This window comes from Pseudomonas edaphica (genome assembly GCF_005863185.1).
Classification (GTDB): domain Bacteria; phylum Pseudomonadota; class Gammaproteobacteria; order Pseudomonadales; family Pseudomonadaceae; genus Aquipseudomonas; species Aquipseudomonas edaphica.
This window is the reverse complement of record NZ_VBVZ01000077.1, coordinates 1-15,942: the sequence shown is the minus strand read 5'-3', so window position 1 is coordinate 15,942 and position 15,942 is coordinate 1. Positions and strand designations below refer to the sequence as shown.

Below are 15,942 nucleotides of genomic sequence, written 5' to 3'. Positions count from 1 at the left end.
GTTGAGCAAAGAGGCGACCATGGAAATCAACGCGACCCACGCCACGGCCGAGCGGCCATTCTTGGGGATACGTGCCAGACGGTCGATCAGCTTCACGGCGGGCGGCGAACTGGCCACCACATACCCGCCGATCACCACAAAGGCCATCTGCATGGTGAACGGGATCAGGCTCCAGAACCCGTCACCAAAGGCCTTGGCGGCTTCGGTCGGCGCGGCACCCATGCCCAGGGTCGCCACGGCAACAATGATCACCGCCAGGGCGGCAAACACCCAGGAATCCGGAAACCAGCGTTCGGCGAAGTTGGAACAGCGCAGGGCAAATCGGGCATAGCGGCTTTCTTCGATAGCATCGGCCACGAGTCTTTCCTCTTGTATTTATTATGGGTGTTGGCAGTTTTACGGCATGTTCCGCTACGGGCATTGATATGGGAATGCAGTTATCTTCATCGATCCATGAGGAAAACAAATATATCTGTCGCGATTGCCATCACTGGGCGCAGCTCATAACCTGCACGCCATTTTGTTTGTCTGCCGAGCCTTTACATGACTGCCACCTTTTCCCCACGGGCGCAGCGTTTTTCCCGCTCCGACTACAAAACCCTGGGCCTGGCCGCCCTCGGCGGCGCGCTGGAAATCTACGACTTCATTATCTTCGTGTTCTTTGCGCTGACCCTCAGCCAATTGTTCTTCCCGCCGGAAATGCCCGAATGGCTGCGCCTGCTGCAAAGCTTCGGCATCTTCGTCACCGGTTACCTGGCGCGCCCGCTGGGCGGCATTCTGATGGCGCACTTCGCCGATCACCTGGGGCGCAAACGCGTGTTTAGCCTGAGCATTCTGATGATGGCCTTGCCGTGCCTGCTGATCGGGATCATGCCCACCTACGCGCAAATCGGTTATTTCGCCCCGCTGATTCTGTTGGCCCTGCGCGTGCTGCAAGGCGCCGCAGTGGGCGGCGAAGTGCCGAGTGCCTGGACCTTCGTCGCCGAACACGCACCGCGCCACCACCGAGGCTACGCGCTGGGCTTCCTGCAAGCCGGGCTGACCTTCGGCTACCTGCTCGGCGCACTCACGGCCACCTTGCTGGCGCAAATCTTCACCCCCGCCGAAATCCTCGACTACGCCTGGCGCTTCCCGTTCCTGCTCGGCGGCGTGTTCGGTGTGATCGGCGTGTGGCTGCGCCGCTGGCTCAGCGAAACCCCGGTGTTCCTCGAAATGCAGGCTCGCCGCCAGGCCGCCGCTGAAATGCCGTTGCGCACCGTCCTGCGCGACCATCGCGCTGTATTGCTGCCGGCAATGATCCTCACTTGCGTGCTCACCTCGGCAGTGGTTGTGCTGGTGGTGATCACCCCCACCATGATGCAAAAAACCTTCGGCATGAGCCCCAGCCACACCTTCGCCCTAAGTGCGCTGGGGATCGTCTTCCTCAATATCGGCTGCGTACTCGCCGGTTTGCTGGTCGACCGCATCGGCGCCTGGCGCGCAGTGCTGGTCTACAGCCTGTTGCTGCCGGTGGGCATTGCGGTGCTGTACGCCAGCCTGATCAGCGGCGGCGTATGGCTGGGCGCGGCGTATGCCGTGGCGGGCTTGAGTTGCGGCGTGGTGGGCGCGGTGCCGTCGGTGATGGTCGGCCTGTTCCCGGCGCAGGTGCGGGTGTCGGGAATCTCCTTCACCTACAACATTGCTTACGCACTGTGGGCGAGTACGACGCCACTGCTGTTGATCGCGTTGATGCCGACCAGCCCGTGGATTTGCGTGGGGTATTGCGTGGTGATGGGCGCGGTGGGGGTGGCGAGTGTGGCGCTGTTTGGCAAGCGCCACACCTTGGGCAATTAACTAATTTGATGAGTGGATATCGAGAAAGTCTCTTCTAGTCAGGTGTGACTGAAAGAGGTAACCGACGAATATTATATTAAACGTGGTTTTAAGTTACGGGATGTGAGGGCTTTCAGCTTCTACTGCTGCCCATATAGGGGTTGTCTCTGCCTGGAAAAATTCGATGTCGAATCCAAATAGCTGGTTTTTTGCTCTCATCATCGTCATTTGGTTTTCCTTGCTTTCGGCGTCCCCGTAGATGCTGATAAACACCTTTTCCACTTGACTATGTTTTATTTCTTTGAAAATGTGGCTGTCATTATCTGCTATAGAGTGGCCATATATAAAAAGCGTGTCCCGCAAACTTCTAAGTTTGCGAAAGCAATAGTTTAGGTATGGGTTGTGCTCTATCCGAGCACGTTTTTTCTCATAGGTGGGCTCAGCTACGAATAGAGGGAATTTTCCATTCTCCAAGTTGTTTCTGACTTGATCGATTATCGGCACGCCGTCCTCAGTACATTTGTGTTTTTTTACCCCGGACACTGTGTCATAGAGGTGTAGTCCGCCATGCAGAAAGTGGACCTGTTGACCGCTCCCGTTTCCTCGCCATTGCAATGGATATCCACCGAACCCATCATTGGTTGAATAGTACTCCGGAGGTAAGTTGTTTTTGTTTCTTGCCCAGTAAAGCAGTAAATCATAGTTTAAGGTGAATATCTGAGTGAACTGAGAAAGGAAAGTTCGTGCGCTTATATACTGTTCGTCGGTAACGTTATTGGGTAGCGGCGGGTGAGTGTTGGAGATTGCACTGATAAGTGCGGATTTTAATACTTCTTGGTCTTGTTTTACTTTTGCAATAAGTTGTGGGTCTGCGTCGTAAATTTCAAGGACGAGCTGTGTGGAAACTAGCCTCTTCATGACCTTTTCAAAGTCGTAGGTGTTGAGTCTTTTGAAGAGTTCCTTAATGGGAGTTGAGCGGTCTCCAAAGTCAGCAGCTTGAAGCAGGTACTTGTAGTTGAAAATGGTGTGATCCCACGCTTGGGAGAACCCATTAGCCAGTAGAATCGAGGGTTTTTGGCCCTGCGGAATCGATATTATCGCGTCGTTATAGGTAATCACCGTCACGCTCCTTGTGAGTAATATTCAAAACGGTATATTGAGTGATGACTTTATGCCACTACTGGCCATTCAAAGCAAGATTGGTAATTGTTTGAAACGCAATGAAATCGTTCTCGTATGCACAATATCGAGAACGATTTCAGTAGGGGATTACGTAAGAAAGTGCCAGAGCAGCAGCGTACCGACCAGCCCGACCACCGAAACAATCGTCTGCAACACCGACCACACCCAAATCGTCTGCTTCAGCTGCAAACCAAAATACTCACGCACCATCCAGAACCCAGCGTCGTTGACGTGGCAAAAGAACACCGAGCCCGCGCCAATCGCCAGTGCAACCAAGGAACTCTGGGTCGCGGCCAGCCCGGCCATCATCGGCGCGAGGATGCCCGCCGTAGTGGTGGTAGCAACTGTCGCCGAGCCGGTGGCCTGGCGCAGGGCCACGGCGATCAGCCAGGCCAGCAGCAGATACGGCATGTGCGCGCCTTCGGCGACCTTGCTGATGGTCTGGCTGACGCCGGCGTCCAGCAGGGTTTGCTTGAGGCCGCCGCCGGCGCCGATGGTCAGTAGTAACACGGCGATGGGCGCGAGGGCTTTGCGCAGGGTGTTGCCGACTTCGGCACGCGGCATGCCGGCGGCCCAGCCCAGGCAGATGACGGCAGCGATCACGGCCAGGCCGAGGGCGATCAGCGGTTCACCGAGGAACTTCAAGGTCAGGCCGACGGTACTTTCGGCTGGCAACGCGACTTTGGCCAAGGTGCTGCCGAGCATTAAAATCACCGGCAACAAAATGATCAGCAGCGACACACCGAAGCTCGGCTGGCGTGGCGCCTTGGGCGGTGCGCTGAACAGCGCGCCGATGTCGGCCGGCTCATCCACGTGCAGGCGCTTGGACAGCCAGTTGCCATAGAGCGGGCCAGCGAGAATCACTGCCGGCACCGCCAGGCAGAAGCCCAGCAACATGGTCAGGCCCAGGTCGGCGTGCAACGCGCCCACCGCAATCAATGGCCCCGGATGCGGTGGCATCAGGGCGTGCAGGGTGGTCATGCCCGCCAGCGCCGGGATGGCGATTTTCAGCAGTGGCTGGTTCGAACGCTTGGCCATCACGAAGATGATCGGCACCATCATCACCAGGCCGACTTCGAAGAACAGCGGCAACCCAATCACCATGGCCACCAGCGCCATCACCCACGGCAGTGACTTGCCTTTGCCCAACCCAAGCAAGGTGGTGGCGATGCGGTCGGCCGCGCCGGATTCGGCCATCAGCGCGCCGAGCATCGAGCCCAGGGCGATGATGATCCCGGCTTCACCGAGGATCGCCCCGGCGCCTTTGCTGAAGGCTTTGGCGACTTCTTCCGGCGGCAACCCAGCGCCCACACCGGCGATGAACGTGCCAATCAGGATCGACAGGAACGGCGGCAGTTTGGTGGCGCTGATCAACACAATGATGCTGGCGATGGCCAGCAGAACACAAAACATGAGGCGGGTGTCGTGAACCATCCACGCGGCAGTCGATAACTCCAAAACGGGACTCCTTATCGAACAGGTTGGCTAATTTGTTTCTTTTTGTTTCCTGCTCGAAAAGCATACCTGATAGAACTGCCGCAGCGCATGCATGGGCGATTTTGGTGCGCTCAATCTAACGATGAGCTGGCGGGCGAGTGACAAGTTCGCAAGGTATGCGCGGGAATTTGGCCTATAGCTCTATGATCAACGGACTACAAACCATGAGGACATATCATGAGCGCAGGACACAGCCACGCCCAAGTACGCGCCGGCCACGAACGCAAGTTATGGATGGCCCTGGGGCTGACCGGCAGCTTCATGATTGCCGAGGTTATTGGCGCTTTTGTCACCGGCAGCCTGGCGTTGTTGTCCGACGCCGCGCACATGATGACCGACGCCCTGGCCCTGGCGATTTCCCTGGTGGCCATTCAGGTCGCCAAGCGTGCGGCCGACCGCAAGCGCACTTTTGGTTATGCGCGTTTCGAAATCCTGGCGGCGGCCTTTAATGCGCTGCTGCTGTTCGCCGTGGCGTTTTACATCCTTTACGAGGCTTATCAACGACTGCAGGCGCCAGCCGAAATCCAGTCCACCGGCATGCTGGTGATTGCGGTGCTGGGGCTGATCGTCAACCTGATCTCCATGCGCCTGCTCAGTGCTGCCAGCGGTGAAAGCCTGAATGTGAAGGGCGCTTACCTGGAAGTCTGGAGCGACATGCTCGGTTCTATCGGCGTGATCATCGCGGCGGTGGTCATCATGTTTACCGGCTGGGGCTGGGTCGACTCCGTGGTGGCGGCGGCGATTGGTTTCTGGGTGTTGCCACGCACCTGGACGCTGCTCAAGGAAAGCATGAACGTACTGCTGCAAGGCGTGCCGGACGGCATGGATATCGATCAGGTTGAGCAGGCCATTCGCAGCGTGCCTGGAGTCAAGGACGTACACGACCTGCATATCTGGGCGCTGACCAGCGGCAAGAATGTGCTCAGCACGCATTTGGTCGCGGATCCGTCCCAAGGCACTGAGCAACAAATCCTCACAAGGGTGACGGAATTGCTGCACGAACAGTTCGATATTTCCCACGTCACCTTGCAGGTCGAAGGCGAAGGTTTTCATCACGACGACCCTGACGAGGTGCACGCTTGAGGCTGTGCCTTTCGGATTTGTAATCTTTGCTCCACCGCTCTGATAAGTCGCGAAAGCTACATTGCCCCCGCTGGTAAACCTCAGCGAATTCATGGGCGTGGAACTCTCGTTATGGCACTTTCGTTTAGAACATTTTTGGGGGGCGCAGCGTTGTGGGTAGCGGCGAACGCTGCCCAGGCGCAAACCCTGACTCTTGATTCAGCCCTGCAAACCGCCTTCGCCAACAACCCCGACCTGGCCGCCGCGCAATGGGAAATCGACATTGCCCAAGGCGGCCGCCAGCAGGCGGGCTTGATCCCCAACCCAGTGGCTTCCTGGGATGCCGAAGACACCCGCCGCAACTCGCGCACCACCACCATCAAACTCAGCCAGACCTTGGAGCTGGGCGGCAAACGCGGTGCGCGCATTGATGTGGCAACACGCGCTCAGGATGCCGCCGCGTTGACCCTTGAGCAGCGGCGCAATGGCCTGCGCGCCGATGTGATCGACAGCTACTACGGCGCCCTGCGTGCCCAGGAGCGCCTCGACCTGGCGCAACGCTCAATGGCCTTGGCCGAGCGCGGCCTGATGGTCGCCAATGGCCGCGTCAAAGCCGGCAAATCGTCGCCGGTAGAAGCCACTCGCGCCCAGGTGCAGTTGTCGGAGATCCGCCTGGAGCTCAACCGCGCACAGATCGGCCTCACGGATGCCTACCGCCGCCTCGCCGCCAGCACCGGCAGCGCCACCCCTGACTTCCAGGCAGTCGCCACGCAAAGCCAATCCGCACCACCGTTGCCGCCCTCGGCACAACTGCTGGCGCGCCTTGAGCAAACCACCGAGTTACGCCTGGCTGAACTGCAAATTCAGCAAAACGAGGCCAGCGTGGGCCTGGAAAAAGCCCAGCGAATTCCCGACCTCGACGTGTCGATCGGCAGCCAGTACGACGCCAGCGTGCGTGAACGTGTGAACGTGGTGGGTGTGTCCATGCCGATCCCGTTGTTCAACCGTAACCAGGGCAATGTGCTTGCCGCCAGCCGCCGCGCCGACCAGGCCCGCGACCTGCGTAACGCTGTCGAACTGCGCCTGCGCACCGAGACCCGCCAGGCCCTGGACCTGTGGCAAACCGCCGATACCGAAGTGCGCGCCTTCAACCAACAGATCCTGCCCGCCGCCCAAAGCGCGGTGGACAGCGCCACCCGTGGCTTCGAGATGGGCAAGTTCAACTTCCTCGACGTGCTCGACGCCCAGCGCACCTTGATCGCCGCACGCACCCAATACCTCACGGCGACCGCCCAGGCCACCGATGCCTGGGTGCGCATCGAACGAATTTACGGCGACCTCGCCCGGTTTTGATTTCTTCTGGAGTCCTTTATGAAACATACACATGGCGTGGCGCTCGCTGTCGCCCTGGGCCTGATGCTGTCTGGCTTTGCCGCCGCCGATGAAGAAGAAGGCGCGCTTGAACTCACTGAACAGCAGATCCAGGCCGCCGGTATCCAGCTCGCCCAGGCACAACCGGGCTCGATCAGTACAGTGCTGACGCTGCCGGGGGAAGTGCGTTTCGACGAGGACCGTACCTCGCACATCGTCCCGCGTGCGGCCGGTGTGGTGTAGGCGGTGAAGGTCAACCTTGGCCAGTCGGTGAAGAAAGGCGAGCTGTTGGCGGTCATCTCCAGCCAGCAGATTTCCGACCAGCGCAGCGAGCTGGCGGCCAGCGAGCGCCGGGTCGAATTGGCGCGCACTACGTTCCAACGCGAGCGCCAATTGTGGAAGGACGAAATCTCCGCCGAACAGGATTACCTGCTGGCGCGTCAGACCTTGCAAGAGGCCGAAATCGCCCTGAACAATGCGCGCCAGAAGATGACTGCCCTCAGCGGCAGCGCGGTCCTGGTCGGCGGCAATCGTTATGAACTGCGTGCGCCGTTCGCCGGCGTAGTGGTGGAAAAACACCTCGGCGTCGGCGAGGTGGTCGGCGAGACCAGCAACGCCTTCACGCTCTCGGACCTGTCCCAGGTGTGGATCACCTTCGGTGTGTTTCCCAAGGATTTGAACAAGGTCCGGGTCGGCAAACCGGTGAAGGTCACCTCCACGGAAATGGGCACGCAGGTGCAGGGCACCGTGGCCTATGTGGGCAACCTGCTTGGCGAGCAGACGCGTACCGCCACCGTGCGCGTGACCGTGCCCAACCCCGATGACGCCTGGCGCCCGGGCCTGTTTGTGACGGTGCAATTGGCCACCGATACCTACCAGGCCAAGGTCACCGTGCCAGAAACCGCGATCCAGACCGTCGAGGACAAACCCTCAGTGTTTGTGCGCACTGCGCAAGGCTTTATCACCCGTCACCTCGAACTCGGTGTGAGCGAAAACGGCTACGTCGAAGTGCGCCAGGGCCTTGAGGCCGGGGCGCAGGTGGCCACTGTCGGCAGCTTCATCCTCAAGTCCGAACTGGGTAAAGGCTCGGCCGAGCACGCCCATTGATCCTGCGAGTGATTCCCCATGTTTGAGCGCCTTATCCAATTCGCCATCGAGCAGCGCATCATTGTGCTGCTGGCGGTGCTGTTGATGGCCGGTGTCGGCATCGCCAGCTATCAGAAGTTGCCCATCGACGCGGTGCCTGACATTACCAACGTGCAGGTACAGATCAACTCGGCGGCGGCCGGTTTTTCGCCGCTGGAAACCGAGCAGCGCATTACCTTTCCGATTGAAACCGCCATGGCCGGGCTGCCGGGTTTGCAGCAGACGCGTTCGCTGTCGCGTTCGGGGTTGTCCCAGGTGACGGTGATTTTCAAAGACGGCACCGACCTGTTTTTCGCCCGGCAATTGGTCAATGAGCGCCTGCAAGTGGCACGCGGGCAACTGCCGTTGGGCATCGAAACCGCGATGGGGCCGATTTCCACCGGCCTTGGCGAAATTTTCCTGTGGACCGTCGAGGCCGAAGACGGCGCGCGCAAGGACGACGGCACGCCCTACACGCCGACCGACCTGCGCGTGATCCAGGACTGGATCATCAAGCCGCAACTGCGCAATGTGCCGGGCGTGGCCGAGATCAACACCATCGGTGGTTTCGCCAAGGAATACCAGATAGCCCCGGACCCCAAGCGCCTGGCGGCCTACAACCTGACCTTGGGTGATCTGGTCACGGCGCTGGAGCGCAACAATGCCAACGTCGGCGCCGGTTACATCGAGCGCAGTGGCGAGCAATTGCTGATCCGTGCGCCGGGTCAGGTGGCGTCGATTGATGATATAGCCAACATTGTGATCACCAGCTCGGATGGCACGCCGATCCGCGTGCGCAATGTGGCGCAAGTCGAAATCGGCCGCGAGCTGCGCACCGGCGCGGCCACCGAAAACGGCCGTGAAGTGGTGCTGGGCACGGTGTTCATGTTGATCGGCGAAAACAGCCGCACCGTGTCCCAGGCGGTGGCGAAGAAACTCGAGGAAATCAACCGTTCGCTGCCCGCCGGTGTGGTCGCCGTGACGGTCTACGACCGCACCAACCTGGTGGAAAAAGCCATCGCCACGGTGAAGAAAAACCTCTTCGAAGGCGCGCTGTTGGTGGTCGCGGTGTTGTTTCTGTTCCTGGGCAATATCCGCGCGGCGCTGATCACGGCGATGGTGATTCCGCTGGCAATGTTGTTCACCTTTACCGGCATGTTCACCAACAAAGTCAGCGCCAACCTGATGAGCCTCGGCGCGCTGGACTTCGGCATTATCGTCGACGGCGCGGTGGTGATCGTCGAAAACGCGATCCGCCGTCTGGCCCATGCGCAGCAGCGACATGGGCGGTTATTGACGCGCAGCGAGCGCCTGCATGAAGTGTTCGCGGCGGCCAAGGAAGCACGGCGTGCGCTGATCTTCGGGCAGTTGATCATCATGGTGGTTTACCTGCCGATTTTCGCCCTCACTGGCGTGGCCGGGAAGATGTTCCATCCCATGGCGTTTACCGTGGTGATTGCGCTGCTGGGCGCGATGATTCTGTCGGTGACGTTCGTGCCCGCCGCGATTGCGCTGTTCGTGACCGGCAAGGTCAAGGAAGAAGAAAACCTGGTGATGCGCACTGCGCGTCGGGTCTATGCGCCGGTGCTGGATTGGGTCATGACGCGCCGTTCATTGGTGTTCGGTTTGGCGGTGTTGACCATCGTCGCCTCGGGCGCGGTAGCGAGTCGCATGGGCAGCGAGTTTATCCCCAGCCTCAGTGAAGGCGACTTCGCCCAACAGGCTTTGCGCGTACCCGGCACCAGCCTGTCGCAATCGGTGCAGATGCAGCAGCAGCTGGAAAAAATACTGATCGCCCAAGTGCCGGAAATCGAGCGCGTGTTTGCGCGCACGGGCACGGCGGAAATCGCTTCCGACCCGATGCCGCCGAACATTTCCGACAGCTACGTGATGCTTAAACCGAAGGACCAATGGCCAGACCCGAAGAAGTCCCGCGAGGCGCTGATTGCCGATATCCAGCGCGCCAGTGCGATTGTGCCGGGCAGTGCGTATGAACTGTCGCAACCGATTCAGCTGCGGTTCAACGAGCTGATTTCCGGGGTGCGCAGCGATGTGGCGGTGAAAGTATTTGGCGATGACATGGCGGTGCTCAACAAGACCGCCGGGGAAATCGCCGAGACCTTGCAAAAGCTTGATGGTGCCTCGGAGGTGAAGGTGGAGCAGACCTCCGGCCTGCCGGTGCTGACGATCAATATCGACCGTGACAAGGCCGCACGTTTTGGCCTGAACGTGGGTGATGTGCAGGACACCATTGCCGTGGCCGTGGGTGGACGCCAGGCCGGTACGTTGTACGAAGGCGACCGGCGTTTTGACATGGTGGTGCGGTTATCCGACGCGTTGCGCACCGATATCGAAGGCTTGTCGCGGCTGTTGATTCCGGTGCCGGCGTTGGCCGGGAGTGCGGCGGGGCAGTTGGGATTTATTGCGTTGTCTCAGGTCGCCAGCCTGGACCTGGTGCTCGGCCCGAACCAGATCAGCCGCGAGAATGGCAAGCGTCTGGTAATTGTCAGCGCCAACGTGCGCGGGCGTGATATCGGCTCGTTTGTCGAAGAGGCCGAGACGGCCATCAGCACCCAGGTGAAGGTGCCCGCCGGTTACTGGACCACCTGGGGCGGCCAGTTCGAACAGTTGAAGGAAGCCTCCGAGCGTTTGCGCATCGTGGTGCCGGTGGCGTTGCTGCTGGTGTTCGGGTTGCTGTTTATGATGTTCAACAACCTCAAGGACGGCTTACTGGTGTTTACCGGGATTCCGTTCGCCTTGACCGGTGGCATCATGGCGTTGTGGCTGCGCGATATTCCGCTATCGATCTCGGCAGGCGTGGGCTTTATCGCGTTGTCCGGTGTGGCGGTGCTGAACGGCCTGGTGATGATTGCCTTTATCCGCAACCTGCGTGAAGAAGGCCGCTCGTTAGCGCTGGCGGTCAACGAAGGCGCTCTGACGCGCTTGCGCCCGGTGTTGATGACGGCGCTGGTAGCGTCACTTGGATTTATCCCCATGGCACTCGCCACCGGCACCGGCGCCGAAGTGCAGCGGCCGCTGGCGACGGTGGTGATCGGCGGAATTATTTCCTCTACGTTGCTGACCTTGCTGGTACTGCCGGCGCTGTACCAATGGGCGCATCGCAAGGAGGAATGATGCGTATGAGCTGAGCGGGCTTGGTAATGAAATCACCAAAGCTCCCACAGTGGATCGGCTTTGTTGCTTGGGTCTTGGTCAGCAGGGCCATCGCGTCGAACGCAGATTTTGCCAGCGACAAAGCTCACATGTGGGAGCTGTCGAGCCCCAGCGAGGCTGCGAAGGCGGCGGTACAGGCGAGATATAAGGTGCCTGACCCACCGCTTTCGCAGCCTCGCTAAAGCTCGACAGCTCCCACAGTGGATCGGCTTTGGTTTGAAGTCCGCATTCCCTATTCAGGCAGTACCCGAGGAAACACCAGGCGAAACAAGGTAAAGCCACCGGGCAGGCTGCGCACATCAGCCTGCCCCTGGTGCAGGGCCATGATTGATTGCACGATGGCCAGGCCCAGCCCGGTGCCGCCTTCGGTACGGGCGCGGCTGCTGTCGACGCGGTAGAAACGTTCGAACAGGTGCGGCAGGTGCTGCGCCTCAATCCCCGGGCCGGGGTTGCTGACCGACAGCGCAACCTGATTGCCGTAGGCCTCCACCAGCATTGAAATATGCGACTGCGCCGGGCTGTGGCGGATGGCATTGGACAGCAGGTTGGACAGGGCACGTTGAATCATCAGGCGATCGCCCTGTACCTGGGCATCGCCGTTGAGGGTCAGGGTCAGTTGTTTGTCTTCGGCACTCAAGGCGAATAAATCCATCACTCGATGGGCCTCTTCTGCCAGCGACACTTGGGTAAATGAGCCCCGCGCGGCCGGATGGCTGACCTGGGCCAGAAACAGCATGTCGGAGACGATGCGCGCCAGGCGTTCGAGCTCTTCGGTGTTGGACTCCAGCACTGCTTTGTATTCCTCCGGTGGCCGCTGGCGGGACAGTGTCACCTGAGCCTTGCCCATCAGGTTGGTCAGTGGCGCGCGCATTTCGTGGGCAAGGTCATCGGAGAACTGCGACAGCTGTTGCACGCCCGCGTCCAGGCGGTCGAGCATCACGTTGAAGCCATGGGCCAGTTCGCCCAGTTCCTGGGGCAGGTTGTCGATGGATAAACGGTGGGTCAGGTCCTGGGTGGTGACCTTGGCCGCCACATGACTGAACTGCTTCAGTGGCGCGAGCCCGCGTTGCACCAGCCACCAGGCGCCCATGCCGATCAGGATCAGCAGCATCGGCAAGGCAATCAACGTGGCGCGCAGGTAGGCACTGAGCAACGCCTGATCGTCCATGCGGTCCAGCGACAGCAGTACGCGCACCCGTTCGCCATTGGCCAGGCGCATCAGGCTGGAGGCGCTGAGCACCTGGTTGCCATTGCTGTCGGCCCAATTGAGGTAGCCGAGGGTTTCCCAGGGGGTGAAGTCCGTCAACAAAGGCTCCTGGGGCTTGGCGCCGATGCTCAGCAAGACGCTTTCATCCGGTGCGGTGCCGACGATGGTCAGGTAGAAGTTGTCGTGGCCGATCACCAGGTCCATCAATGAGTGCGGGCGGGCGCGGATGCGGTTGGCATCCAGGCCTTGGGCCAGGCTGTGCTGGATCTGCTCCATCTTGCTTTCCAGGTTCTTGCGCGCCAGCTTTTCCAACTCGTGGGTCAGGGCCACGTACGCCAGGGTCGCCAGCAACAGCACCAGGCCGGCGCCCATCAGGCTGACCGTCAAGCCGAGGCGCATCGACAAACTCCCGGTTCTCATCCGCGTGCCTCCAGCACATAACCCACGCCGCGAATGGTGTGGATCAGTTTCACTTCGCTCTGGTCATCGACCTTGGCCCGCAGGCGGCTGATGGAGACTTCCACCACATTGGTGTCGCAGTCGAAATTCATGTCCCACACCAGCGAAATAATCTGCGTGCGGGTCAGTACTTCGCCGGTCTGGCGCATCAGCACCTGCAGCAGCGCAAACTCCTTGGTGGTCAGGTCGATACGCCGGGTGCCGCGATAGGCGCGATGGCGACGCGGGTCCAGTTCCAGGTCCAAAACGCGGAACACGTCCGGCTGGGGGATATGCTCACTGCGCCGCAACAGGGTACGCACCCGCGCCAGCAGCTCGGGAAACTCGAAGGGTTTGACCAGGTAATCATCGGCGCCCATGTCCAGGCCCTTGATCTTGTCGGCCAGGCGGCCACGGGCAGTCAGCATCATCACCCGTTGTGTGCCATTGCGGCGCAATTGCTCCAGCACTTCCCAGCCATCTTTGCCCGGCAGGTTGACGTCGAGGATGACCAGCTCATAGGCGTGCTGCCCGGCCAGGTGCAGGCCGTCGATGCCATTGGACGCGCAGTCCACCACATAGCCGCTTTCATTCAGGCCCTGTTGCAGGTAGTCGGCGGTTTTTTGCTCGTCCTCAACCACAAGGATACGCATGGGGGGTTACCTTTTACTGAGGGATAAGGGCTCCATTTCCTTATGGAATCAGGTGTTTTGGGAGTAGGAAAAGTCTGAACCGTGAAGTAGCTTCAGGGTCAACTGCGACCATTGGTCGCTGCTAAACCTGCCCGCAAAAAAAAACGCCCCGAGGGGCGTTAAAAATTCATCTCTTTCCAAAGGAGCTACAAAAAAGCTTCTAGAGACGAATGTTGCTCGGTGCAAAATAAGTTGATGCGAGTATAGGAACTTCAACTTAACGGGAAGCTGAGCTCAATATTACAGTTTTGATACCTGGCTATTTGTGAACAGATGTTAGTTAACGGCAAACGAATGTAAGGGCTCACAGTGCAACCAGTGGATACTCGGCAATCAAGCGAACTTCCTCCAGGTCTGACTCGAACGCACTGGAGCGCACCGTGGCCTGGCGTAAACGCAAGGACAAATCCTTGAGGCTGCCACTTTGCACCACGTACTTGGCCTCGATATCCCGTTCCCATCGGCGTTGATCGGTCAGCGGGTTACCGGCTGCATCGCGGCGCATGTACACCGCGTTGGCATTGCTGTAGTCGGCGCCGGTGCCTTTGGCGTAGCGGGTCATGAATGAGAGGCCGGGAATGCCGAAGGCCTGCATGTCGAGGTCGTAGCGGGCCATCCATGAGCGCTCCTTGGGCGAGTTGAAATCGCTGTACTGGATCGAGTTGTTGAGGAAGATCGAGTCCGACTGGCGCAGGTAATCGAAGTCGTCATTGCCGTTGTTGCGCTGGTGCGAGAGGGCCAGGCTGTGGGCGCCGACCTTGACCCCGAGCCTGGCGCTCCAGATGTTGTTGTTGAATTCGCCCAGCAGTTTTTTGCCTTCGTCCACGGCCTTGTAATAGTTCACGTCACCGAACAAGGACACGTTTTCACTCAATGGGTAACTGGCGTTGGTGCCGACGTAGTACTGGTCCCAGGCGTCCTTCAGGCGGCTGCTGTACGCACTGACACTGAGGTGTTTGTTCACCGCGTATTCGCCGCCGAAATAGCCGATCCAGGGCGAGTCGACCTTACCTGCATAGAAGGTCGCAAAGCCCTTGTTCATGCCGCTTTCACTCGGCTGGCTCATGCCGCTCAAGCGCCCGCCTTGCAGGCTCAGGCCCTCAAAGCTGGTGTTGTGAGCGGTGACGCCGCGAAAGCTTTCCGGCAACAGGCGCGAATCGCCAGCGGCCACCACCGGCGTGGCGGGGAACACATCGCCAGCTTTTATCACCGTATCCAGCACCCGTAGTTTCGCCGCGCCGCCGAATTTGCTGTAGCTGCTTTCGGGGTGGTTGTCGCTGTCTACCGGCAGCACGCCGAACGACCCCTTGCCGCCGCTGCGACCGGTGCCCGAGTCGAGCTTGAGGCCGTACATGACGAACGCATCCAGGCCGAAGCCAACGGTGCCTTGGGTAAACCCGGATTCGAATTTGCCGATCAAGCCCTGCGCCAGGGCTTCAGAGTAACCGTTGCCGGTAGGGCTGGACTGGCCCTTGCGGTCATCGCGGTTGAAGTAAAACGTGCGCGCCAGCACGTTCACGCTGCTGCCTTCGATAAAACCTTCGGGCTTGTCCTCTAAGGCCACGGCCGCCAGGGGCAGTGCGGCGAGCAAGGAAAAGGGAAGGATATGGTTAGTAATGCGCATGGTTCGCTCCTGGGTAGTGGCAGTTTTCAGCTTCTTATAGAGGCGGGCGTTCTTATTGATCTGGCCCGGGCCGATAGTTGCAAACCGCGGATAACGAACTCATGGCGTGAACATTACAATTCTGGAAACTCACGGCCACCTAACAAATAAGTAATGTTTTGGTGAACATTGCGTCAGGGTTGGTTGATTAATCTCGTCACTGAACTTTTCTGACGAGGAACTAATGATGAACGCTTATAAAGTTGCCCTGGGTGTATTGGTCGCGGTCCTGTCTTTTGGCGCGTTGGCCGAAGGCGGCGGGGACCGCACCTTTGCCCTGATGATGGAGCGCAATGAAAAAGCCATGGCTGCTTACGCCGAAAAGAAGGGCAAGCCCGCACCCGAGGTGCAGACCTACCGCTATGGCATGAAGCTGGACATTGAGAGGGTGGTCAACGTAACGCCGCCGATCCGCTCCTGCGAAGCGGTGCCGTCACGCATGACCTATGAAGACTCCACCGGCAAGCTCAATACCCTGGAATACCAAGTGATGGGTGTGTGTCGAAACAACGGCGGTTAATGGATCCAAAAAAAGACAGCTGGCTGCGGCGAAAAAAACGCTTCAGAAAACGCCCGCAGCGCCGATGCAGGTCAGATACACCTCACCCAATGCCATCGGTGCCTCATGTTCAATACCCGCCTGAAGCAAGAGCTGTCTGCTCTTCGCGAAGAATTGTCGAGCTTGCAGCAGGTCAAGGAGAGCCTGGAAAGTGAAATGC

11 protein-coding genes and 1 pseudogene are annotated in these 15,942 nt (G+C 59.5%); 6 read left to right on the top strand and 6 right to left on the bottom strand.

Going from position 1 to position 15,942, the window contains the following annotated elements:
- Positions 1 to 357 (bottom strand): TIGR00366 family protein (locus FEM54_RS07680; protein WP_138450301.1); only part of this gene is annotated, 357 nt, incomplete at its 3' end.
- 186 nt (positions 358 to 543) lie between these two features.
- Between FEM54_RS07680 and FEM54_RS07675 the strand changes: the two genes are divergently transcribed.
- Positions 544 to 1,833, top strand: a complete 1,290-nt coding sequence (locus FEM54_RS07675; RefSeq protein WP_138450300.1) for an MFS transporter — start codon at positions 544 to 546, stop codon at positions 1,831 to 1,833.
- Positions 1,834 to 1,926: 93 nt separating this feature from the next.
- Here the strand turns inward: FEM54_RS07675 and FEM54_RS07670 are convergent, their stop codons facing one another.
- A complete protein-coding gene (locus FEM54_RS07670) occupies positions 1,927 to 2,931 on the bottom strand; it encodes a DUF4917 family protein (RefSeq protein WP_138450299.1) in 1,005 nt (334 codons plus the stop codon).
- Positions 2,932 to 3,081: 150 nt separating this feature from the next.
- A complete protein-coding gene (locus FEM54_RS07665) occupies positions 3,082 to 4,452 on the bottom strand; it encodes a GntT/GntP/DsdX family permease (protein ID WP_056859179.1) in 1,371 nt (456 codons plus the stop codon).
- A 216-nt stretch (positions 4,453 to 4,668) separates the two neighbouring features.
- Between FEM54_RS07665 and FEM54_RS07660 the strand changes: the two genes are divergently transcribed.
- The 4 genes and pseudogenes from FEM54_RS07660 to FEM54_RS07645 all read left to right on the top strand — a co-directional run bounded on the left by FEM54_RS07660 (position 4,669) and on the right by FEM54_RS07645 (position 11,184).
- Positions 4,669 to 5,574: a cation diffusion facilitator family transporter gene (locus FEM54_RS07660; RefSeq protein ID WP_017134522.1), complete on the top strand. Its 906-nt coding sequence runs from the start codon at positions 4,669 to 4,671 to the stop codon at positions 5,572 to 5,574.
- A gap of 111 nt (positions 5,575 to 5,685) precedes the next feature.
- Complete coding sequence (locus FEM54_RS07655; protein ID WP_138450296.1) at positions 5,686 to 6,906, top strand: TolC family protein; 1,221 nt, start codon at positions 5,686 to 5,688, stop codon at positions 6,904 to 6,906.
- An 18-nt stretch (positions 6,907 to 6,924) separates the two neighbouring features.
- Positions 6,925 to 8,031 (top strand): annotated as a pseudogene (locus tag FEM54_RS07650) (efflux RND transporter periplasmic adaptor subunit).
- Positions 8,032 to 8,049: 18 nt separating this feature from the next.
- Positions 8,050 to 11,184: a CusA/CzcA family heavy metal efflux RND transporter gene (locus FEM54_RS07645; RefSeq protein ID WP_138450294.1), complete on the top strand. Its 3,135-nt coding sequence runs from the start codon at positions 8,050 to 8,052 to the stop codon at positions 11,182 to 11,184.
- Positions 11,185 to 11,455: 271 nt separating this feature from the next.
- On the opposite strand, the gene FEM54_RS07640 is transcribed toward FEM54_RS07645, so the two are convergent.
- The 3 genes from FEM54_RS07640 to FEM54_RS07630 all read right to left on the bottom strand — a co-directional run bounded on the left by FEM54_RS07640 (position 11,456) and on the right by FEM54_RS07630 (position 15,184).
- The gene (locus FEM54_RS07640; RefSeq protein ID WP_138450292.1) at positions 11,456 to 12,850 is read right to left on the bottom strand and encodes a heavy metal sensor histidine kinase; all 1,395 of its coding nucleotides are present in this window, start codon (positions 12,848 to 12,850) and stop codon (positions 11,456 to 11,458) included.
- Entirely contained in the window at positions 12,847 to 13,521 is a 675-nt protein-coding gene (locus FEM54_RS07635; RefSeq protein WP_017137677.1) for a heavy metal response regulator transcription factor, read from the bottom strand. The genes FEM54_RS07640 and FEM54_RS07635 overlap by 4 nt, the downstream gene beginning before the upstream one ends.
- A gap of 343 nt (positions 13,522 to 13,864) precedes the next feature.
- Positions 13,865 to 15,184: an OprD family porin gene (locus FEM54_RS07630; protein WP_138450291.1), complete on the bottom strand. Its 1,320-nt coding sequence runs from the start codon at positions 15,182 to 15,184 to the stop codon at positions 13,865 to 13,867.
- 226 nt (positions 15,185 to 15,410) lie between these two features.
- Between FEM54_RS07630 and FEM54_RS07625 the strand changes: the two genes are divergently transcribed.
- A complete protein-coding gene (locus FEM54_RS07625) occupies positions 15,411 to 15,743 on the top strand; it encodes a DUF2790 domain-containing protein (RefSeq protein ID WP_138450289.1) in 333 nt (110 codons plus the stop codon).
- Positions 15,744 to 15,942: the final 199 nt, after the last annotated feature.